The sequence below is a fragment of the Nocardioides sp. FY1077 genome (genome assembly GCF_058681775.1).
In genome coordinates, this window is record NZ_JBZWDB010000002.1 from 715,280 (window position 1) to 736,196 (window position 20,917).

The 20,917-nt window shown below is 73.4% G+C and carries 17 protein-coding genes; 14 read left to right on the forward strand and 3 right to left on the reverse strand.

Features of this window, described 5'->3' with window-relative positions:
* Nucleotides 1-142: 142 nt before the first annotated feature.
* From AC4OR8_RS08410 to clpX, 3 genes are all read left to right on the forward strand, one after another.
* Nucleotides 143-745 (forward strand): ATP-dependent Clp protease proteolytic subunit, encoded by a 603-nt coding sequence (locus tag AC4OR8_RS08410; RefSeq protein WP_056864552.1) that lies wholly within the window; start codon nt 143-145, stop codon nt 743-745.
* A gap of 1 nt (nt 746) precedes the next feature.
* Nucleotides 747-1,352, forward strand: coding sequence for an ATP-dependent Clp protease proteolytic subunit (locus AC4OR8_RS08415; protein WP_492165081.1), 606 nt, complete (start codon nt 747-749; stop codon nt 1,350-1,352).
* A gap of 204 nt (nt 1,353-1,556) precedes the next feature.
* Nucleotides 1,557-2,840 (forward strand): ATP-dependent Clp protease ATP-binding subunit ClpX, encoded by a 1,284-nt coding sequence (clpX, locus tag AC4OR8_RS08420; RefSeq protein WP_492165082.1) that lies wholly within the window; start codon nt 1,557-1,559, stop codon nt 2,838-2,840.
* 163 nt (nt 2,841-3,003) lie between these two features.
* Here the strand turns inward: clpX and valS are convergent, their stop codons facing one another.
* The gene (gene valS, locus AC4OR8_RS08425; protein WP_492165083.1) at nt 3,004-5,652 is read right to left on the reverse strand and encodes a valine--tRNA ligase; all 2,649 of its coding nucleotides are present in this window, start codon (nt 5,650-5,652) and stop codon (nt 3,004-3,006) included.
* Between the two features lie 171 nt (nt 5,653-5,823).
* Between valS and AC4OR8_RS08430 the strand changes: the two genes are divergently transcribed.
* The 3 genes from AC4OR8_RS08430 to AC4OR8_RS08440 are packed head-to-tail and all read left to right on the forward strand — an operon-like array spanning nt 5,824 to nt 8,573.
* Nucleotides 5,824-6,753 (forward strand): GNAT family N-acetyltransferase, encoded by a 930-nt coding sequence (locus AC4OR8_RS08430; RefSeq protein WP_492165084.1) that lies wholly within the window; start codon nt 5,824-5,826, stop codon nt 6,751-6,753.
* A 12-nt stretch (nt 6,754-6,765) separates the two neighbouring features.
* A complete protein-coding gene (locus AC4OR8_RS08435; RefSeq protein ID WP_492165085.1) occupies nt 6,766-8,193 on the forward strand; it encodes a bifunctional folylpolyglutamate synthase/dihydrofolate synthase in 1,428 nt (475 codons plus the stop codon).
* Nucleotides 8,190-8,573 carry a DUF4233 domain-containing protein gene (locus AC4OR8_RS08440; RefSeq protein ID WP_492165086.1) on the forward strand — a complete coding sequence of 128 codons (384 nt, stop codon included), beginning with the start codon at nt 8,190-8,192 and terminating at the stop codon, nt 8,571-8,573. Before AC4OR8_RS08435 ends, AC4OR8_RS08440 begins: the two co-directional genes overlap by 4 nt.
* A gap of 39 nt (nt 8,574-8,612) precedes the next feature.
* Here AC4OR8_RS08440 and pdxR read toward each other — a convergent pair whose 3' ends face one another.
* A complete protein-coding gene (gene pdxR / locus AC4OR8_RS08445) occupies nt 8,613-9,953 on the reverse strand; it encodes a MocR-like pyridoxine biosynthesis transcription factor PdxR (protein ID WP_492165087.1) in 1,341 nt (446 codons plus the stop codon).
* A 96-nt stretch (nt 9,954-10,049) separates the two neighbouring features.
* On the opposite strand from pdxR, the gene AC4OR8_RS08450 reads away from it, so the two are divergent.
* From AC4OR8_RS08450 to rodA, 7 genes are all read left to right on the forward strand, one after another.
* Nucleotides 10,050-10,787, forward strand: coding sequence for a pyridoxamine 5'-phosphate oxidase family protein (locus AC4OR8_RS08450; RefSeq protein WP_492165088.1), 738 nt, complete (start codon nt 10,050-10,052; stop codon nt 10,785-10,787).
* Between the two features lie 10 nt (nt 10,788-10,797).
* The gene (ndk, locus tag AC4OR8_RS08455; RefSeq protein WP_492165089.1) at nt 10,798-11,205 is read left to right on the forward strand and encodes a nucleoside-diphosphate kinase; all 408 of its coding nucleotides are present in this window, start codon (nt 10,798-10,800) and stop codon (nt 11,203-11,205) included.
* 244 nt (nt 11,206-11,449) lie between these two features.
* Entirely contained in the window at nt 11,450-12,478 is a 1,029-nt protein-coding gene (locus tag AC4OR8_RS08460) for a rod shape-determining protein (RefSeq protein WP_492165090.1), read from the forward strand.
* A complete protein-coding gene (gene mreC, locus AC4OR8_RS08465) occupies nt 12,478-13,494 on the forward strand; it encodes a rod shape-determining protein MreC (protein WP_492165091.1) in 1,017 nt (338 codons plus the stop codon). The genes AC4OR8_RS08460 and mreC overlap by 1 nt, the downstream gene beginning before the upstream one ends.
* The gene (gene mreD, locus AC4OR8_RS08470) at nt 13,491-14,003 is read left to right on the forward strand and encodes a rod shape-determining protein MreD (RefSeq protein WP_492165092.1); all 513 of its coding nucleotides are present in this window, start codon (nt 13,491-13,493) and stop codon (nt 14,001-14,003) included. Before mreC ends, mreD begins: the two co-directional genes overlap by 4 nt.
* A gap of 59 nt (nt 14,004-14,062) precedes the next feature.
* On the forward strand, nt 14,063-16,270 hold the full coding sequence (gene mrdA / locus AC4OR8_RS08475; RefSeq protein ID WP_492165093.1) for a penicillin-binding protein 2: 2,208 nt from the start codon (nt 14,063-14,065) through the stop codon (nt 16,268-16,270).
* The gene (gene rodA / locus AC4OR8_RS08480; RefSeq protein ID WP_492165094.1) at nt 16,267-17,469 is read left to right on the forward strand and encodes a rod shape-determining protein RodA; all 1,203 of its coding nucleotides are present in this window, start codon (nt 16,267-16,269) and stop codon (nt 17,467-17,469) included. The genes mrdA and rodA overlap by 4 nt, the downstream gene beginning before the upstream one ends.
* Nucleotides 17,470-17,608: 139 nt before the next feature.
* On the opposite strand, the gene AC4OR8_RS08485 is transcribed toward rodA, so the two are convergent.
* A complete protein-coding gene (locus tag AC4OR8_RS08485) occupies nt 17,609-18,730 on the reverse strand; it encodes a calcium:cation antiporter (RefSeq protein WP_492165095.1) in 1,122 nt (373 codons plus the stop codon).
* 159 nt (nt 18,731-18,889) lie between these two features.
* Here AC4OR8_RS08485 and AC4OR8_RS08490 point away from each other — a divergent pair, with 159 nt between their 5' ends.
* A complete protein-coding gene (locus AC4OR8_RS08490; protein WP_492165096.1) occupies nt 18,890-20,911 on the forward strand; it encodes a TIGR03960 family B12-binding radical SAM protein in 2,022 nt (673 codons plus the stop codon).
* Nucleotides 20,912-20,917: the final 6 nt, after the last annotated feature.

Below are 20,917 nucleotides of genomic sequence, written 5' to 3' on the forward strand. Positions count from 1 at the left end.
GCCAGCCCGCCGCGAGCCCTGATCAGGGCCGCGAAATCCGCTGTCGGCGAACAGGGGTGGATAAGGCGTGGAACTGTCCGGGGCGCGGGCTAGTGTCGGCGACGTGAACCAGAACTCCAGCTCCTCGGCGCACGGCCCCACGATGGGCGGAGCCGGGCTCAACGTCCTCGACGACCACATCTACCAGCGACTGCTGCGCGAGCGGATCGTCTTCCTCGGCTCGGAGGTGCGCGACCAGAACGCCAACGCCATCTGCGCCCAGCTGCTCCTGCTGTCGGCGGAGGACCCCGAGGCCGACATCTTCCTGCACATCAACTCCCCGGGTGGTTCCGTGGACGCCGGCATGGCGATCTACGACACCATGAACTACATCCCCAACGACGTCGCCACGGTCGGCATGGGCCTGGCCGCCTCGATGGGCCAGTTCCTGCTCTGCGCCGGCACCAAGGGCAAGCGCTACGCCCTGCCGCACGCGCGGATCATGATGCACCAGCCCTCCTCGGGCATGGGTGGCTCGGCCTCCGACATCAAGATCCAGGCCCAGCAGTCGCTGCACATCAAGAAGGTGCTGCTCGACCTCATCTCCGAGCACACCGGCCAGCCGGTCGAGCAGGTCATCGCCGACGCCGACCGCGACCGGTGGTTCACCGCCGACCAGGCCCAGGAGTACGGCCTGGTCGACCAGGTCATCAAGAGCGCCCGCGAAGCAGCCGACGACGGCCGTCCGGCCCGGCAGAAGGACTGACATGAACTACTACATCCCCCAGTGGGAAGAGCGCACGTCCTACGGGTTCCGGCGCATCGACCCCTACGGCAAGTTGTTCGAGGAGCGCATCATCTACCTCGGCACGCCGATCTCCGACGACGTCGCCAACGCCGTGATCGCCCAGCTGCTGTGCCTGCAGTCGATGAACCCCGACCAGGACATCAGCATCTACATCAACAGCCCCGGTGGCTCGTTCACCGCGCTCACCGCCATCTACGACACGATGCGCTTCATCAAGCCCGACGTGCAGACGGTGTGCCTGGGCCAGGCGGCCTCGGCCGCCGCGATCCTGCTCGCCGCGGGTGCCCCCGGCAAGCGGCTCGCGCTGCCCAACAGCCGCATCCTGATCCACCAGCCCTACACCGAGGGCACGTTCGGCCAGACCTCCGACATCGAGATCCAGGCCAACGAGATCATCCGGATGCGCGAGCTGCTCGAGAAGATGATCAGCGACCACAGCGGCAAGTCGATCGAGCAGGTCAGCCGCGACATCGAGCGCGACAAGATCCTCACCGCCGAGGCCGCGGTCGAGTACGGCCTCATCGACTCGGTCCTCGAGTCGCTGAAGACCCCCGCGCTCGCCTGACCCACCCGGCGACGCACCCGTGGGTGCGACCCCGGCGCGGTGCTCCTCGTGTCGGCCACCCCGGTGGGGGTGGCCGAGGGGTACCGTCGTCGGGTCGCACCCGCAGGCCGCTCCCGGCGTCCCCGGGCCGGCCACGACCGTGCAGCACACCCAGCACACCCAGCACCACCCCGGCGCAGCGCGCCGGCGACGAGGAGGATGACCGTGGCACGTATCGGTGACGGCGGTGACCTGTTGAAGTGCTCCTTCTGCGGCAAGTCGCAGAAGCAGGTCAAGAAGCTGATCGCCGGGCCCGGCGTCTACATCTGCGACGAGTGCATCGACCTGTGCAACGAGATCATCGAGGAGGAGCTGAGCGAGGGCACCGAGGTCAGCCTCGACGAGCTGCCCAAGCCCAAGGAGATCTTCGAGTTCCTCAACTCCTACGTGATCGGCCAGGAGCAGGCCAAGAAGTCCCTCGCGGTGGCGGTCTACAACCACTACAAGCGGGTGCAGGCCGGCGTGCAGCCGATCACCGGCAAGCACAGCAAGGACGAGGTCGTCGAGGTCGCCAAGTCCAACATCCTGGTCATCGGTCCCACGGGCTGCGGCAAGACCTACCTCGCCCAGACGCTGGCGCGGATGCTCAACGTGCCCTTCGCGATCGCGGACGCCACCGCGCTCACCGAGGCCGGCTACGTCGGCGAGGACGTCGAGAACATCCTGCTCAAGCTCATCCAGGCCGCCGACTACGACGTCAAGAAGGCCGAGACGGGCATCATCTACATCGACGAGATCGACAAGGTGGCCCGCAAGGCGGAGAACCCCTCGATCACCCGCGACGTCTCCGGTGAGGGCGTGCAGCAGGCGCTGCTGAAGATCATCGAGGGCACCACCGCCTCGGTGCCGCCGCAGGGCGGTCGCAAGCACCCCCACCAGGAGTTCATCCAGATCGACACGACCAACATCCTGTTCGTCGTGGGCGGGGCCTTCGCCGGGCTCGAGCACATCATCGAGCAGCGGGTCGGCAAGAAGACCCTCGGCTTCACCGCCGAGGTCCGCACCCAGGCCGAGAAGCAGGAGGAGGACCTCCTCACGCTCGTGCGGCCCGAGGACCTCACCAAGTTCGGCCTGATCCCCGAGTTCATCGGCCGGCTCCCGCTGATCGCCTCGGTCTCCAAGCTCGACCAGGCCGCGCTGGTGCAGATCCTCACCGAGCCCCGCAACGCCCTGGTCAAGCAGTACCAGAAGCTCTTCGAGCTCGACGGGGTCGAGCTCGAGTTCACCGACGACGCCGTCAAGGCCATCGCCGACAACGCCATGGAGCGCGGCACCGGCGCCCGCGGCCTGCGCGCCATCATCGAGGAGGTCCTCCTCCACGTGATGTACGACGTGCCGTCCCGCGCCGACATCGCCAAGGTCGTCGTGCAGGGTGACGTCGCCACCGGCGCCGTCACCACCACGCTGGTGCCCCGCGAGAGCGAGACCAAGAAGAAGAAGTCCGCCTGACCCGACGCCGGTCACGACCGGCGCAGGCGAGCCCGACGGGGCCGCGACCCACCCGGGTCGTGGCCCCGTCGGCATCTCGCGGGCGCGCCCCGGTGGTCGAGCAGCGAGCCCCCGGCGAGCGTCGTCGAGACCTCCGCAGCCCGGGCCGGCGTTGCCCCCGGGATCAGGCCTGGGGGGCCTCGGCGAGCTCGGCGCTGACGCGCAGCTCGGTGGCGTCGGCGACGGGGGTGAAGACCAGGTCGCCGGTGATCCGGCCGGTGCGGCGCAGGTCGTCGGCGGCGAGCTCGGCGGCGCGCACCAGGGCCTCGGGGCCGGTGACCTCGACGCGGGACAGCTCGGCGCGCATCGAGACCTTGGCCTGCGACTTGGCGCCGCGGATGCCGATCAGGGCGGCGGCGACCCCGTCGAGGGTGGAGGCGTCGGCCGCGGCGGGGGAGCCCAGGTCGAGCGCGGTGGGCCACGGGGCGCGGTGGATCGAGGCCACGGCCTCCCCGCGCGGCTGCCACCACGACCAGACCTCCTCGGTCACGTAGGGCAGGAACGGCGCGAGCAGCCGCAGCTGCACCTCGAGGGCGATGGCCAGCGTGGCCTTCGCCGACGCGGCGCCGGCGCTGCCGGACTCGTCGTACGCGCGCTCCTTGACCAGCTCGAGGTAGTCGTCGCAGAACTCCCAGAAGAACTTCTCCACCGTCTCCAGCGCAGTGGTGTAGTCGTAGGCCTCGAAGGCGTCGGTGGCCCGCCCGATCACCACGGCCAGGCGCCCGAGCAGGGCGCAGTCGACCGGCTCGGCGACCTCGAAGGCGTTGAGCGTGGTGGCGCCCACGCCGCCGAGCACGAACTTGGAGGCGTTCAGCACCTTCATCGCCAGGCGGCGACCCACCTTCATCTGGCTCTCGTCGAAGGGGGAGTCGAGGCCGGGGCGGGCCATCGCCGCGCGCCAGCGCACCGCGTCGGCGCCGTACTTGTCGAGCACCTCGGTGGGCACCACGACGTTGCCCTTCGACTTCGACATCTTCTTGCGGTCGGGGTCCATGATGAAGCCCGAGATCATCGCGTGGGTCCACGGCGCGGCGTGGTTCTCGTAGTGGGAGCGCACGACGCGCGAGAACAGCCAGGTGCGGATGATGTCGTGGGCCTGGGTGGCCAGGTCCATCGGGAAGACCCGCTCGAAGAGGTCGGGGTCGGACTCCCACCCGCCCGCGATGTGGGGCGTCAGCGACGACGTCGCCCAGGTGTCCATCACGTCGGGGTCGCCGACGAAGCCGCCCGCGCGGCCGCGCTGCGACTCGTCGTACCCGCGGGGCGCGTCGGTGGACGGGTCGACCGGCAGCTCGGCCTCGGTCGGCAGCAGCGGGTGGGCGTGGTCGGGCTCGCCGTCGGCGTCGACGGGGTACCAGACCGGGAACGGGATCCCGAAGAAGCGCTGGCGCGAGATCAGCCAGTCGCCGTTGAGGCCGCCGACCCAGTTGTCGTAGCGGTGCTTCATGTGGGTAGGCACCCAGGTGATCTCGTCGCCGCGCTGGAGCATCTCGGCGCGCACGTCGCCGTCGCGGCCGCCGTTGCGCACGTACCACTGCCGCGTCGCGACGATCTCGAGCGGCTTGTCGCCCTTCTCGTAGAAGTTGGTCATCCGCTGCGTCGGCGTGGGCTCACCGACCAGGTCTCCGCTCTCGCGCAGCAGCGCCACCAGCGCCTCGCGCGCGCTGAACGCCGTCTTGCCGGCCAGCTCGGCGTACGCCGCGGCGGCGGCCGGCGCGGCCAGCCACTCGGGGGTCTCGCGGGTGAAGCGGCCGTCGCGGCCCACGACCGTGCGCACCGGCAGGTCGAGCTCGCGCCACCAGGTGACGTCGGTGAGGTCGCCGAAGGTGCAGCACATGACCAGGCCGGAGCCCTTGTCCTGCTCCGCGGCCGGGTGGGCCAGCACGGGCACCTCGACGCCGAAGACCGGGCTGGACACGGTGGTGCCGAACAGCGGCTGGTATCGCTCGTCGTCGGGGTGGGCGATCAGGGCCACCACGCTGGGGATCAGCTCGGGACGGGTGGTCTCGACGTGCACCGGGGAGCTCGCGGCCCCGTCGGTCGACACCGGGTGGAACGCGACGCGGTGGTAGGCGCCGGCGTACTCGCGCGACTCCAGCTCGGCCTGGGCCACCGCGGTCTGGAAGGTGACGTCCCACAGCGTGGGGGCCTCCTGCAGGTAGGCCTCGCCGCGGGCGAAGTTGCGCAGGAACGCGCGCTGGCTGACGGTCTGCGCCTTCGGCCCGATCGTCGTGTAGTGCTGCTTCCAGTCCACCGACAGACCCAGCGTGCGCCACAGCGACTCGAAGACCTGCTCGTCCTGCTCGACGAGCTGCTCGCACAGCGCGATGAAGTTGGGCCGGCTGATCGGCACCTGGCGCTTCGAGTCGGGCTTGGCCGGCGGGGTGAAGTCGGCGTCGAAGGGCAGCGACGGGTCGCAGCGCACGCCGAAGTAGTTCTGCACCCGGCGCTCGGTGGGCAGGCCGTTGTCGTCCCAGCCCATCGGGTAGAACACCGACTTGCCGCGCATCCGCTGGAAGCGGGCGATCAGGTCGGTGTGGGTGTAGGAGAAGACGTGGCCCACGTGCAGGCTGCCGCTCACCGTCGGCGGCGGGGTGTCGATGGAGTAGACGTTCGCGCGCGGCTGGGTGCGGTCGAAGGCGTAGGTGTCGTCGGCCTTCCACTGCTGGCTCCAGGTGGCCTCGAGACCCTCCAGCGCCGGCTTGTCCGGTACGACGACGGCGCGGGGAGCGCTCGACGTGTCGGGGGCCTGGGGCGACTGGGTCTCGGTCATGGCCCCAGATTAGGGGTGCCGAGGGTCGGGCCCGAAATCGATTCGCGCTGGTCAGGGCACGGATCGGGGCGGGCGGCCGGGTCGTCGCCGGGTGGTCGCCGGGTCGTCGCCGGGCCGGCCGGCCGCGGAACCGAGGTGCCCCCGGCGCCGGGGTCGCCCTAGCCTCCGGGCATGACCTCCGCCGCGCCCGACCCCGACACCGGGCTGAGCGTCGAGCTCACCACCGACCCCGTCGCGTTCCTGCGCGAGGCCGCCGACGTGCTCGCCGCCGACCCGGTCGTCTCCAGCGTGGTGGTCACGGTGACCCGGCGGGCCGTGGCGGCGGCCGAGCGCGGCGAAGGACCGCCCGCCGACCAGCCGTGCTGGTGGGCGCTGGTGCGCCGCGGTGACGAGCTGGTCGGCGCGGCCATGCGCACGGCGCCGCTGCCGCCGCACCCGCCGTACCTGCTGCCGATGCCCGACGACGCCGCGGAGGCGCTGGCCGACGTGGTGCTCGGTCGCGGGGAGGAGCTGACCGCGGCCAACGGGATGCTGCCGGCCACCCGGGTGTTCTGCGAGCGGGTGGCCGCGCGCGCCGGCGGGCAGGCGCGGGTGCACGAGCACCTGCGGCTCTTCGAGGCCCGCGCGGTGGTGGCGCCCCGGCCGGTGACGGGCCGCCTCCGCGTCGCGACCCGCGGGGACGTCGACCTCGCCGTCGCGTGGTTCGCCGCCTTCCACGACGCCGCCGCCGCGCAGGCCGGTCGCGACCCGGGCGGCGACACCCTCGAGCACGTCGGGCCCGAGGAGATGACGCGTCGCGTCGACGACGGCCTGGTCTGGCTGTGGGAGGACGCCGGCCGCCCGGTGCACCTCACCGCCGTGAGCGCCCCGGGGCTCGGCGTGGTGCGGGTCGGGCCGGTCTACACCCCCGAGGAGAGCCGCGGCCGGGGCTACGCCAGCGCCGCCGTCGCCGCGCTCACCCAGCGGGTGCTCGACGAGGGCCACCGCCCGTGCCTGTTCACCGACCAGGCCAACCCGGTGTCGAACAGGATCTACACCGCGCTGGGCTACCGCCCCGTCGTCGACACCGCCAACCTGCGGGTGGTGCGGAGCCCTCACTAGACTGGGCTCGAGATGACCGAGAGCCCCGCGACACCCGCTGCCCCCCGCCTCGCCGAGACCGCCGCCGAGGTGGAGGACGCGCTGCTCTCGCGCTGGCCCGAGACCCGGCTCGAGCCCTCCCTCGACCGCATCCGCGCGTTCACCGAGATGCTGGGGGAGCCGCAGGCCTCCTACCCCGTCGTGCACCTCACCGGCACCAACGGCAAGACCAGCACCGCGCGGATGGTCGACGCCCTGCTGCGGTCGCTCGACCTGCGCACCGGCCGGTTCACCAGCCCCCACGTCGAGCGGATCAACGAGCGCATCAGCATCGACGGCGAGCCGCTCGACGACGAGGCGTTCGTGCGGGCGTTCAACGACGTCGCGCCGTTCACCCACCTCGTCGACGAGGACCAGCCGCACCCGCTGTCGTTCTTCGAGACCGTGGTCGGCATGGCCTTCGCCGCCTTCGCCGACGCGCCGGTGGACGTCGCCGTCGTCGAGGTCGGCATGGGCGGGTCGTGGGACGCCACCAACGTGGCCGACGCCGCGGTGGCCGTCGTCCTGCCGGTGGCCCTCGACCACGCGCAGTACCTCGGCGACAGCATCGGCGCGATCGCGGGGGAGAAGGCCGGCATCATCAAGCCGGGCTCCCGGGCCGTGCTGGCGCAGCAGGGCCCCGAGGCGACCGAGGTGCTGCTGGCCCGCGCCACCGAGGTGGGCGCCGACGTCGTGCGCGAGGGCCTCGACTTCGGCGTCGTGTCGCGGGTGGCGGCCGTCGGCGGGCAGCTGGTCTCGCTGCAGGGGCTGCGTGCCCGCTACGACGAGGTGTTCCTGCCGCTGCACGGCGCCCACCAGGCGCAGAACGCCGCCGTCGCGCTGGCCGCGGTGGAGTCGTTCGTCGGCGGCGAGCAGCCGCTCGACGCCGAGCTGGTCGCGGCGGCGTTCGCCGGGGTGACCTCCCCGGCCCGCCTCGAGGTCGTGCGGCGCAGCCCGACCGTCGTGCTCGACGCCGCGCACAACCCCCACGGTGCCGCCGCGCTGGCCGCGGCCATCGACGACTCCTTCACCTTCTCCCCGCTCATCGGCGTGGTCGGCGTGATGGGCGACAAGGACGCCGAGGGCCTGCTCGCGGCGCTGGAGCCGCAGCTGGCGCACGTCGTGTGCACCCAGGCCTCCACCGACCGCGCGATGCCCGCCGACGCGCTCGCCGAGGTGGCCCGCAACATCTTCGACGACGACAGGGTGAGCGTGGTGCCGCTGCTGGGCGACGCCCTCGACGCCGCGGCCGCGCTGGCCGAGGCCGGCGACGCGTTCGGCGACCCGCTGGGCTCCGGCGCGGTGCTGGTGACCGGCTCCGTGGTCACCGCCGGCGAGGCCCGGCGCCTGCTGGTGGGCGACCGCGAGCGCCGCGACCGCCGGCGGGCCACCCCGGTGGCCGAGCGTGAGGACCTCCCGTGAAGCGCTCGCCGCGCCGCGCGATGTGCTCGGCCATCCTCAGCCTCGAGGCGGTGACCCTCGGGCTCACCACTCCGGTGCTGCTCACCCTCACCGACGTCTCGACGCCCGTGGGGCTGGCCATCGGCCTCGGCCTGGCGCTGGCCTGCGTGCTGCTCGCCGGCATGCTGCGCTCGTCGTGGGCCTACACCGCCGGCTGGGTGGTGCAGGCCGCGGCCGTGCTGCTCGGCTTCGTGGTGCCGGCGATGTTCCTCCTCGGCGCGATCTTCGCGCTGCTGTGGGGCAGCGCGATCTTCCTCGCCGACAAGATCGACCGCGAGCGGGCCGCGGCGTACGCCGCTGCGGAGCACGACGACGACCCCGGGGCCGACGCCCCCGTCTGACGACCACCCGGTCGTCCACCCGGTCGTCCACCCGGTCGTTCACCCGGTCAGCGCGCGGGCCAGCACCACCAGCACCCGGTCGAGCTCGGCGTCGGTGCACCCGCCGAACCCGACCACCAGCCCGGTGAGGTCGCTGGTGCGGGAGTAGTCGGCGAGCAGCGGCACGTCGAAGCCCGCCGCCCGCGCCGCGGCGTGGGCCGCGCGGGTGCGGGCGGCCTCGAGGCGCACCGTGACGTACATGCCGGCGGCCGGGCCGCCGAGCTCGCCGAGGGGGCCCAGCGCACCCACCACGCGGGCCGCGCGCTCGGCGTACACGCGACGCGCGGAGCGCACCACCGCGTCGACGTAGCCGTCGCGCAGCAGCGAGAGCAAGGCCCGCTGGGCCGGCCACGACGCGGCGTCGTGGGTGGCGGCCCGGCGCCGGGCCACCGCCTCGCCGACGCCGGCGGGCGCCACCAGCCACCCCAGCCGCAGCGCGGGGGAGACGGTCTTGCTGGTGGTGCCGAGGTAGGCCACCTGCTCGCGGTCGAGCGCGGCCAGCGCCGGGATCGGCGCGACGTCGTAGCGGAACTCGGAGTCGTAGTCGTCCTCCACCACCAGCGTCGCGGCGGCGCGCGCCGCGTCGAGCAGCGCCACCCGGTGGGCGCCGGGCATGGTGGTGCCGAGCGGGTGCTGGTGGGCCGGGGTGACGTACGCCGCCACGCACCTGCTGAGGTCGTCGACCCGCTCACCGGCGGGCAGGTCGCGCACCGGGCGCCCGGCGGCGCGCACGGTCTCCACCGCGGCGCGGTAGCCGGGGTCCTCGACGCCCACGGGGCCCGGCGGCAGCGCGGCGAGCAGGTGGCGCAGGCCGTCGGTGGTGCCGGCGGTCACCTGCACCTCGTCGGGGTCGCAGGCCAGGCCGCGGGTGCGCGAGAGCCGGTCGGCCAGGGCCTCGCGCAGCGCGGGCAGGCCGCGGGGGTCGGCGTACCCGGGCGGCGGGCTGGCCGCCGACACCTCGCGCCACGCGCGTCGCCAGGCCGCCCGGTGGCGCGGGTCGATCCACGGGGTGCCGGTGTCGAGGCGCACCAGCGGCGCCCGGTCGGGGGCCACCGGGCCGGCGCGGCGCGGAGGGCGCACGGCGGTCGGCGGGGCGCTGGCGACGTAGGTGCCGGAGCCGCGACGTCCCTCCAGCCAGCCCTCGGCCACCAGCTGGCCCCACGCCTGCTCGGTGACCGCGCGGGCGACCCCGAGCTCGGCGGCGAGCGCTCGGCTGCTCGGCAGCCGGTCGCCCGGGGTCAGCGTGCCGCCGGTGACCAGGTCGCGCACCTGGCCGGCCAGCTGGGCGCCCAGCGGCGTCGCGGCCGCGCGGTCGAGCCGCAGGGGGAGGGCGGGGGGCATCGGAGCTCCTGGGGGAGGTGACCGGCTCAAGTGGCCTGCGCGAGGGAGGCTTTGGTGGCCCGTGCGCACAGGCCACTGTGCCACCAGGATCGACCGGTGACCACCCCCGCCGCCCCGCTCTCGCCCACCCCGCGCACCACCGTCACCCGCGGCCGCACCCGCATGGTGGCCGAGCGCGCCGCGCTGCACGCCGTGCTGGCCGAGGGCCTGGTCGCCCACCTCGCGGTGACGGTGGGCGAGGGCGACGACGCCCACCCGCTGGTGCTGCCCACGGCGTACGCCGTCGACCCCGACGGCCCCGACGACGAGGGCACCCTCTACGTGCACGCCTCGGTGGCGGCGGGGTGGCTGCGCGCCTCGGTGGCGGCGCAGGTCTGCGTGACGGTGACCCTGCTCGACGGGCTGGTGCTGGCCCGCTCGGCGTTCCACCACTCGATGAACTACCGCTGTGCCGTGGTGATCGGCGCCGGCCGGCTGGTCGACGACCCCGCCGAGCGCGCGCACGCCCTCGACCTGGTGGTCGACCACGTCGTGCCGGGCCGCTCGGCCACGCTGCGCGCCACCACCCGCAAGGAGCTCGCCGCCACCGCCGTGCTGGCCGTGCCGCTGCGCGAGGCCTCGGTGAAGGCCCGTGCGGGCGGCCCGGTCGACGACGACGAGGACGTCGCGGCCGGCACCTGGGGCGGGCAGGTGCCGCTGGCGCTGGTGGCGGGCGCGCCGGTGCCCGACGCCGACGCCGTCGCAGCCTCCGGCCCGGTGCCTCCCGACGTGCTCGGGCGCGCGCAGCAGCTGGGTGCGTCGGGGGTGGAGGCGCCCGCGGCGTCGGCTCGGTAGGGTCCGTGCCATGACGCAGCGCACCCTGGTCCTCCTCAAGCCCGACACCGTCCGCCGGGGCCTGGTGGGGGAGGTGCTCTCCCGCTTCGAGGCCAAGGGCCTCGACGTGGTGGCCCTCGAGCTGCGCCACGTCGACGCCGAGCTCGCCGACCGCCACTACGCCGAGCACGTCGAGCGCGACTTCTACCCGCCGCTGCGGGCGTTCGTCACCAGCGGCCCGCTGGTGGCGATGGTGCTCGAGGGCGACGAGGCCGTCGAGGTCGTGCGGGCGCTGAACGGCGCCACCGACGGTCGCAAGGCCGCCCCGGGCACGATCCGCGGCGACCTGTCGCTGTCGAACCGGGAGAACCTCGTGCACGGCTCCGACTCCCCGGAGTCGGCCGCCCGCGAGATCGCCCTCTGGTTCCCCGGCCTCTGAGCCGTGTCGCGGGTTTCGCCAGCCGGCTGGCGAAACCCGCACCTGTCGGCCCACGCGTAGGCCGACAGGTGCCGGAGTCACCAGCCGGCTGGTGAGACCCGCGCCCGCACCGGTCACACGCGCAACACGCGCCCCGGCGTGCCTGCGCCGAACCGGGGGGTGGCCTCCCTACGCTCTCGCCCAGGGTCGGCACGCCGTGCCCTCTTCCCCCTGCACGGCTCGAGCGCACTGCGAGGCACCAGTCATGGCGAACAGCTTCTTCGGCCGGGACATGGCCGTCGACCTCGGCACCGCCAACACGCTGGTCTACGCCCGCGGCCGGGGCGTGCTGCTCGACGAGCCCAGCGTCGTGGCGCTGAACACCGCGACCGGCGAGATCCTCGCGGTGGGCCACGAGGCGAAGCGGATGATCGGGCGCACCCCCGACACCATCACCGCCATCCGCCCGCTCAAGGACGGCGTGATCGCCGACTTCGAGGCGACCGAGCAGATGCTGCGCTACTTCATCCAGCAGGTGCACCGGCGCCGCTCCTGGGCCAAGCCCCGCATGGTCATCTGCGTGCCGAGCGGCATCACCGCCGTCGAGCAGCGCGCGGTGAAGGAGGCCGGCTACCAGGCCGGCGCCCGCCGCGTCTACATCGTCGAGGAGCCGATGGCCGCGGCCATCGGCGCCGGGCTGCCGGTGCACCAGGCCACCGGCAACATGGTCGTCGACGTCGGCGGCGGCACGACCGAGGTGGCCGTGATCTCGCTGGGCGGCATCGTCACCAGCCTCTCGGTGCGCACCGCCGGCGACGACCTCGACGCCGCGATCGTGGCGTGGATGAAGAAGGAGTACTCGCTCATGCTCGGCGAGCGCACCGCCGAGGAGGTCAAGATGACCCTGGGCTCGGCGTTCCCGCTGCCCGACGAGCCCGAGGCCGAGATCCGCGGGCGCGACATGGTCTCCGGCCTGCCGCGCACCGTCGTGGTCTCCAGCGCGGAGGTGCGCCTGGCCCTCGAGGAGCCGCTGCACACCATCGTCGACGCGGTGCGCACCACCCTCGACCAGACCCCGCCCGAGCTGGCCGGCGACATCATGGACCGCGGCATCGTGCTGACCGGCGGGGGAGCGCTGCTGCGCGGCCTCGACGAGCGGCTGCGCCACGAGACGGGGATGCCGGTGCACGTCGCCGAGGACCCGCTCAGCTCGGTGGCCCTGGGCGCGGGCAAGTGCGTCGAGGAGTTCGAGGCCCTCCAGCAGGTGCTGGTCACCGACCCGAGGCGCTACTGATGAGCCTCCTCGAGCGCGTGCGCACCCCTGAGCAGCCCGAGAGCCGACCCGGCGCCACCGGTCCCCGCCTGCGGTCGCGGGCGCGGTCCCAGGGCTCCCAGCGCGAGCGCCGCTGGCGCGCCGGCGGCCCCGGCGAGCCGCCGCAGCGCCCGTCGCGCGCGCTGCTGCTCGCGCTGGTGCTGGCCAGCCTCAGCCTCACCACCCTCGACGCCACCACCGGCGACGACTCCCCGCTGGAGCCCGTGCGCGCCGGCATCGGCGAGGTGCTCGGCCCGGTGGAGGTCGGCGCCGCGGCGGTGGTGCGCCCCTTCACCTCGGTGTCGCAGTGGTTCCGCACCCAGGACGCGCTGCGCGCCGACGTCGACGACCTGAAGGCCGAGAACTCCCTGCTGCGCGGGCGGCTCGCGACCGCCGACCTCGACCGCAACCGCCTCGCCGAGTACGACGCGCTCAGCGACGTCGCCTCCGACCTCGGTCACCGGCTCGTGCCGGCCCGCGTGGTCGGCATCGGCGCGGCCCAGTCGTTCTCCAGCACCGTGACCATCGACGCCGGCTCGGAGGCCGGGCTCACCCCCGACATGACCGTGCTGAACAACGACGGGCTCGTCGGGCGGGTGCTGCGCACCACCCGCACCACCGCCACCGTGCTGCTCGCCGTCGACCCCGAGTCGACCGTCGGGGCCCGCGTCGGGCGCAGCATGGAGGTCGGCTTCCTGCGCGGCGGCGGCAGCCTGGCCGAGGACGGCGACCTCGACCTCGAGCTCGTCGACGACGCCTACGTGCCCGACCGCGACGACACCGTGGTCACCTGGGGCAGCGACAGCGGCGCGCCGTACCTCTCCGGCATCCCGATCGGCCGGGTCACCCGTGTCTACAGCTCGCTGCGCGAGACCACCCAGCGCGCCGTCGTCGAGCCCTACGTCGACTTCTCCGCCCTCGACCTCGTCGGCGTGGTGGTGCCGACCGGCACCACCAGCGACCGCGCGGTCATCGAGGACGACGGGACGCTGCGGTGAGCGCCGTGCGCGCCGCCGTGGCGGGCCTGGCCGTGCTCGTGGCGCTGGTGCTGCAGGTGACCCTCTTCCCGCACCTCGCGTGGCAGGGCATCGTGCCCAACCTGTGCCTGCTCGTGGTGGTGGCCGCGGCCCTGACCCGCGGGCCCCAGTTCGCGATGGTGCTCGGCTTCGCCGCCGGTGTGCTGCTCGACCTCGCCCCGCCGGCCGACCACGTGGCCGGGCGCTGGGCGCTGGCGCTGATGCTGGTCGGGTACGTCGCCGGGCTGGTGCGCCAGGACAGCCGCCCCTCGGCCACCACGGTGGTCGCGACGGTGGCGGCGTCGTCGTTCGTCGGCACGTCGCTGTTCGCGATCACCGGCCTGCTGCTGCGCGACCCCGCGCTGGGCGTCGGTGAGCTGCTGCAGGTGATCGGTGTCGCGCTCGTCTGGGACGTGCTGCTCACCCCGTTCGTGCTGCCGCCGCTGATGGCGGCCTTCCGCCGCCTCGAGCCCGGTCGGGCGCTGGCCTGATGGCCCGCACCCCTTCCCCGGGCTCCCGCCCGTCCTGGCTCCCCGGCCCGTCGCGGTCCGTGCGTCCGTCCGCCGGGCGGGTCAGCGGTCTCAGCGTCACCGGCGAGGAGCAGAGCGGCAGCCGCCGCAGCCGGCTGCGCCTCGTGGTCATCCAGGCCCTGGTGTTCTCGCTCTTCGCGACGCTGCTGGTGCGCCTGTACTACCTCCAGGTCGTCAGCGGCGAGCAGTACCAGACGCAGGCGGCCTCGCAGTCGGTGCGCGACATCGTCGTGCAGCCCCAGCGGGGCCTGGTCGTCGACGACATGGGTCGTCCGCTGGTCGCCAACCGCACGTCGTGGGTGGTCTCGGTCGACCGCACGCTGCTGGGCAACCTGCGCGAGCGCGACGCCCGCACGGTGCTCGAGCGGGTCGCCGACGTGAGCGGCGTGCCGCTGCGCACGGTCGAGCGCTCGCTGGTCACCTGCGGCGACCCCGGCAGCGTCGACGGCGTGTGCTGGAACGGCTCGCCGTACCAGCCGGTGCCGGTGGCCGAGGACGTCGACCAGGGCGTGGCCCTGCGCATCCTCGAGCAGCCCGAGGACTACCCCTCGGTGCTCGCCGAGCAGCAGACCGTGCGGTCCTACCCCCAGCCCTTCGGCGTCAACCTGGCCCACGTGCTCGGCTACCTGAGCCCGATCACCGAGGACGAGCTCGACCAGGCCGAGGCCGACAACGACGCCTCCGTCAACGGCGCCTCGTCGGTGGGCCGCGCGGGCGTGGAGAAGCAGTACGACTCCTGGCTGCGCGGCATGCCGGGCTACAAGTCGGTGGCCGTCGACTCGATGGGCCGGGTGCTCGGCGACGACGGCGAGGTCGAGGCGCGACCCGGCGACACCCTGGTCACCTCCATCGACGCCCGCGTGCAGGGCGTCGTCGAGCGCCAGCTCGCGAAGACCATCGCCACCGCACGCAGGACCTTCGACACCGTGACGGGCAGGAACTACGTCGCCGACTCCGGCGCCGCAGTGGTCCTCGAGGCCGACACCGGCCGGGTCGTGGCGATGGCCAGCCAGCCCACCTACGACCCCGAGGACTGGGTAGGCGGCATCAGCCAGTCGCAGCTCAAGCGGCTGTACTCCGAGGCGGCCGGCACCCCGCTGCTCGGGCGAGCCACCCAGGGCCAGTTCGCCCCGGGGTCCACCTGGAAGCCGTTCATGACCGCGGGCGCGCTCACCCACGGCTACTCGCCCGACACCCGCCTCGACTGCTCCTCGTCGTTCCGCGTCGGCAACCGCGACTTCAAGAACTACGAGTCGGGCGCCTACGGCTCGATCGGGTTCGCGCAGGCGCTCGAGGTCTCCTGCAACACCTTCTTCTACCGCGTGGGCTACGACTACTGGCAGCGCTTCGGCTCCGACGTCGCCGACGTGGACGCCAAGGACCCGCTGGTGGAGGAGTCGAAGGCGTTCGGGTTCGGCAGCGAGACCGGCATCGACCTGCCCGGCGAGGCCGCCGGCCGGATCGCCGACCGGGAGTGGAAGCGGGAGTACTACCGCTCGATGAAGGACTACTACTGCGGCATCGCCGACGCGCCGCAGGACGCCCAGACCTCCGACTTCGTCTACACCTTCGCCGGCGAGTTCTGCGTCGAGGGCTTCGCCTACCGCGCCGGCGACGCGGTCAACTTCGCCATCGGCCAGGGCGACACCATCGTCACGCCGCTGCAGCTGGCCCGGGCGTACGGCGCCCTCGCCAACGGCGGCACCCTCTACGCGCCCCGCGTGGGCAAGGCCGTCGTCGGCCCCGACGGCAAGGTCATCTCGCGCATCGAGCCCAAGGTGCAGGGCACCGTCGACCTGCCCGCCGAGACCCTGCGCTACATCGACGAGGCGCTCAAGGGCGTCACCAGCCGCGGCACCATGGCCTGGCGGATGACCGGCTTCCCCCTCGACGAGGTGCCGATCCGCTCCAAGACCGGCTCCGCGGAGGTCTACGGCAAGCAGTCGACGTCGTGGGTGGCCTCCTACTCCGACGACTACGTCGTGGTGATGATGGTCAGCCAGGGCGGCACCGGCTCGGGCACGTCGGGCCCGGCGGTCCGCGAGATCTGGGAGTCGCTGTACGGCGTGAAGGGCGAGTCGGTCGTGCCGGACGACGCCGCCATCCCCGGCACCACCCCGCCCGCCGGGCTGCCCACCTTCGCCGGTGACGGCTCGATCCTGCCGCCGGTGGGTCCCACGACCACCGATGACCGCACCACCCGGGCGTCGCAGGGAGGCACCCCGTGAGCACCGGACTGCGCCCCGCACCGGCGTCCACCCGACCGCGGCTGCGCTGGGCCGGCATCGACTGGGTGCTGCTCGGGGCCGTGCTCGGCCTCGTCGTGATCGGCACGCTGCTGGTGTGGTCGGCCACCGCGGGGCGCGACGACCTCACCGGCGGCGACCCCACCGCCTACCGCGACCGCCACCTGACCAACGTGGTGATCGGGGCGGTGCTGATGGCCGCCGTCGCCGTCTCCGACCACCGGTGGGTGCGCATCGCCGCGCCGCTGGTCTACCTCGGCTCCGTGCTGGGCCTGGTGCTGGTGCTGGTCATGGGCTCCACCATCAACGGCTCCCGGTCCTGGCTGATGGTCGGTGGGATGTCGGTGCAGCCGTCGGAGTTCGCCAAGCTGGCCGTGGTCATCGGCATGGGCCTGGTGCTCAGCGGCCGCGCCCGCGGTCGCTGGCGCGCGCAGGTGGGGCTGGTGGAGGTGCTGCTGATGCTGGTCATCGCCGCCGTGCCGGCCGCGCTGATCCTGCTGCAGCCCGACCTCGGCACCATGCTCGTGCTCACCGCCACCGTGTTCGGCGTGCTCGCCGTCTCCGGCGCCCGGCGCCGGTGGCTGGCGCTGCTGGCCGGCGGCGGGCTCACCGTGGCCGTCGCCGCCGTGGCGGCCGGCGTGCTGAAGGAGTACCAGGTCGACCGGTTCCTGGCCTTCACCAACCCCGACCTCGACCCCCGCGGCGCCGGCTACAACGTCGAGCAGGCCCGCATCGCGGTGGGCAACGGCGGGCTGTTCGGCGAGGGCCTCTTCGACGGCTCCCAGACCCGCTCGGGCTTCGTGCCCGAGCAGCACACCGACTTCGTCTTCACCGTCGCCGGCGAGGAGCTGGGCCTGGTCGGCGCCGGCGTCCTCATCGGCCTGCTGCTGCTCGTGCTGTGGCGGGCGCTGGCCATCGCCACCCGCACCGACGACGTCTTCGGCCGCGTCGCCGCCGCCGGCATCGCCTGCTGGTTCGGCTTCCAGGCCTTCCAGAACATCGGCATGTGCCTGGGCATCATGCCGGTCACCGGCGTCCCGCTGCCGTTCGTGTCGTACGGCGGCAGCTCGATGTTCGCCGGCATGCTCGCCGTGGGCCTGCTGCAGAACATCCACCTGCGCGCCACCGCGCCGCAGCCCAAGCGCTACACCGCCTCGCCCCGCGTGCTCGCCGTCCGCTGACCTGCGCCTCGGTCCGCTGTTCGACGGCTGCTGGGCTGCTGCGCGGTGCTGCCCCGAGTGGCGCGATCGCGCCGGTCGGGCAGGGCGGGACCAGGCCGCTCGCGCCACCGGTGCGAGCCAGACCGGCAGCGGTCGTCGGCTAGGGCTGCACCGACAGGAACAGGAACGTCGCCAGCAGCACCAGGTGCACGAGGCCCTGGAGCGCCTTGGCGCGGCCCTGGGCCACGGTCAGGACCGAGACCAGGACGGTGATGGCGAGCAGCACCATCTGGGTCGGCTCCAGGCCCAGCTCGAGCGGACCGTCGAGCCAGATCATCGCCACCGCGATGGCGGGGATGGTCAGGCCGATGGAGGCCATCGCCGAGCCGTAGGCCAGGTTGAGGCTGGTCTGCACGCGGTCGCGGGCGGCGTTGCGCACCGCCGAGGCCGACTCGGGGGCGAGCACCAGGAGCGCGATCACGACGCCGACGACGGCGTACGGGAAGCCGAGCGCGGCGACGCCGTCCTCGATGGTGGGCGAGAGCAGCTTGGCCAGGCCGACCACCGACACCAGGGCCGCGGTGAGCAGCGCGAGGCTGGTCAGCGCCTGGCGGGAGGTGGGCGGGTCGGCGTGACCGTCCTCGTCCTCGTCGAGCAGGCCGGTGACGCGGCCGTGGTCGTCGCTGCTGACGGGCAGGAAGAAGTCGCGGTGGCGCACGGTCTGGGTGAAGACGAACCCGGCGTAGAGCGCCAGGGAGGCGACGGCGGCGAAGGCCAGCTGCGAGGCGGAGTACTCCCGGCCCTGCGCGGAGGTGGTGAAGCTGGGGAGCACCAGGGCCACCCCGGCCAGCGTGACGACCGTGGAGAGGGCCGAGCCCGTGCCGCTGGCGTTGAACGCGACCAGGTGGTGCTTGAGCGCGCCCACCAGCAGCGAGATGCCGGCGATGCCGTTGAGGGTGATCATCAGCGCCGCGAACACCGTGTCGCGGGCGTAGCTGCTGGTGCCCTCGCCGCCGCTGGTCATCAGCATCACGATGAGGCCCACCTCGATCACCGTGACCGCCACGGCCAGGATCAGCGACCCGAACGGCTCGCCCACCTTGTGGGCGACCACCTCGGCGTGGTGCACGGCCGCGACCACGGCGCCGACGAGGAAGACCCCGATCAGCACCAGCACGGGCCACGCCTCGTGGCTGGCCCAGGTGGCGGCCAGCACCACCAGGGCGCCCACGGGCACCACCACGGTCCACCGGAGGGAGCCGCGTACGGCGGTGTCGCTCACGGCCTCGACCCTATCGGGGCCGGTCAGGGCGGTGAGGGCCGGTCACGGGCGGTCGGGGCCGGCCCGGGGCGCCTGCGCCGCGGCCGTGGCCGCCGTGTCGTGCGCGTGCGGGAGCCCGCCGTACCCTGGACCGGTCCCCGATCGCTGTGAGGTTGCCGCATGTCCACCATCCCGGGTCTCGAGAGCACCGAGACGAGCCGCGCCACCGGCGCGAGCGTCTTCGCGCGCCTCGAGCCCTTCCTGCCGAGCGTCTCCAAGCCGATCCAGTACGTCGGCGGCGAGCTCAACTCGACCGTGAAGGAGTGGGACTGCGGTGCGGCGACCGGTGACGGCGAGACCGTGCGCTGGGCGCTGATGTACCCCGACGCCTACGAGGTCGGCCTGCCCAACCAGGGCGTGCAGATCCTCTACGAGGTGCTCAACGAGCGCGACTGGATCGTGGCGGAGCGCACCTACGCGGTGTGGCCCGACATGGAGGCCGTGATGCGCGCCGGCGACGCCCACGGCCCGATCCCGCAGTTCACCGTCGACGCCCACCGCTCGGTGCGCGACTTCGACGTCCTGGGCCTCAGCTTCTCCACCGAGCTGGGCTACACCAACATGCTCAACGCCCTCGACCTCGCCGGCATCAGCCTGCACGCCGCCGACCGCGGCGCCGACGAGCCGGTGGTGCTGGCCGGCGGCCACGCGGCCTTCAACCCCGAGCCGATCGCCGACTTCGTCGACGCGGCCGTGCTCGGCGACGGCGAGGAGGTCGTGCTCGCCATCTCCGAGGTCGTGCGCGACTGGAAGGCCCAGGGCCGCCCGGCCGGCGCGATGGCCTCGCCCCGCGACGAGCTGCTGCGTCGCCTCGCGGTGAGCGGCAACATCTACGTGCCGAAGTTCTACGACGTCACCTACACCGCCGACGGCGCGGTGGCCGCCGTCGTGCCGAACGTCGTCGGCGTGCCCCACCGGGTGCGCAAGCACACGCTGATGGACCTCGACGCGTGGCCGTACCCCGCCAAGCCGCTGGTGCCGCTGGCCGAGACCGTGCACGAGCGCTTCTCGGTGGAGATCTTCCGCGGCTGCACCCGCGGGTGCCGGTTCTGCCAGGCCGGGATGATCACCCGCCCCGTGCGCGAGCGCTCCATCGAGACGATCGGCGACATGGTCGAGAACGGCATCCGCACCACCGGCTTCGAGGAGGTCGGCCTGCTCTCGCTCTCCAGCGCCGACCACACCGAGATCGCCGAGGTGGCCGCCGGCCTCGCCGACCGCTACGAGGGCACCAACGTCTCCCTCAGCCTGCCGTCCACCCGCGTCGACGCGTTCAACATCAGCCTGGCCAACGAGTTCTCCCGCAACGGCCGGCGCTCGGGGCTGACGTTCGCCCCCGAGGGCGGCTCGGAGCGGCTGCGCAAGGTGATCAACAAGATGGTCACCGAGGACGACCTGATCCGCACGGTGGCCGCGGCGTACTCCCACGGCTGGCGGCAGGTGAAGCTCTACTTCATGTGCGGCCTCCCCACCGAGACCGACGAGGACGTCCTGCAGATCGCCGACCTGGCCAAGCGGGTCATCGCGACCGGCCGGGAGGTCTCCGGACGCAACGACATCCGCTGCACCGTCTCGATCGGCGGGTTCGTGCCGAAGCCGCACACGCCGTTCCAGTGGGCCGCGCAGCTCGACCACGAGACCACCGACGACCGGCTGCGCCAGCTGCGCGAGCTGGTGCGCGCCGACAAGAAGTTCGCCCGCGCCATCGGCTTCCGCTACCACGACGGCAAGCCCGGCATCGTCGAGGGACTGCTCTCGCGCGGCGACCGCCGCGTCGGCGCCGTCATCGAGCAGGTCTGGCGCGACGGCGGCCGCTTCGACGGCTGGAGCGAGCACTTCTCCTACGACCGCTGGATGGTCGCCGCCGAGCAGGCGCTGGCCGGCACCGGCGTCGACGTCGACTGGTACACCGTGCGCGAGCGGGGCTACGACGAGACGCTGCCGTGGGACCACCTCGACTCCGGCCTCGACAAGGACTGGCTCTGGGCCGACTGGGAGGACGCGATCGACCCGTCCTCCGACGTCGAGGTCGAGGACTGCCGCTGGACGCCCTGCTACGACTGCGGCGTCTGCCCGGAGATGGGCACCGAGATCCAGGTCGGGCCCACCGGTCGGCAGCTGCTGCCGCTCGCGGTGGTCTGAGGACCG

Bases quoted from the DNA above. Each gene is read 5' to 3' on its own strand.
- AC4OR8_RS08410 (WP_056864552.1), top strand. From the start codon at position 143: ATGGGCGGAGCCGGGCTCAACGTCCTCGACGACCACATCTACCAGCGA.
- AC4OR8_RS08415 (WP_492165081.1), top strand. From the start codon at position 747: ATGAACTACTACATCCCCCAGTGGGAAGAGCGCACGTCCTACGGGTTC.
- valS (WP_492165083.1), bottom strand. From the start codon at position 5,652: ATGACCGAGACCCAGTCGCCCCAGGCCCCCGACACGTCGAGCGCTCCC.
- AC4OR8_RS08430 (WP_492165084.1), top strand. From the start codon at position 5,824: ATGACCTCCGCCGCGCCCGACCCCGACACCGGGCTGAGCGTCGAGCTC.
- AC4OR8_RS08435 (WP_492165085.1), top strand. From the start codon at position 6,766: ATGACCGAGAGCCCCGCGACACCCGCTGCCCCCCGCCTCGCCGAGACC.
- pdxR (WP_492165087.1), bottom strand. From the start codon at position 9,953: ATGCCCCCCGCCCTCCCCCTGCGGCTCGACCGCGCGGCCGCGACGCCG.
- ndk (WP_492165089.1), top strand. From the start codon at position 10,798: ATGACGCAGCGCACCCTGGTCCTCCTCAAGCCCGACACCGTCCGCCGG.
- AC4OR8_RS08460 (WP_492165090.1), top strand. From the start codon at position 11,450: ATGGCGAACAGCTTCTTCGGCCGGGACATGGCCGTCGACCTCGGCACC.
- mreC (WP_492165091.1), top strand. From the start codon at position 12,478: ATGAGCCTCCTCGAGCGCGTGCGCACCCCTGAGCAGCCCGAGAGCCGA.
- AC4OR8_RS08490 (WP_492165096.1), top strand. From the start codon at position 18,890: ATGTCCACCATCCCGGGTCTCGAGAGCACCGAGACGAGCCGCGCCACC.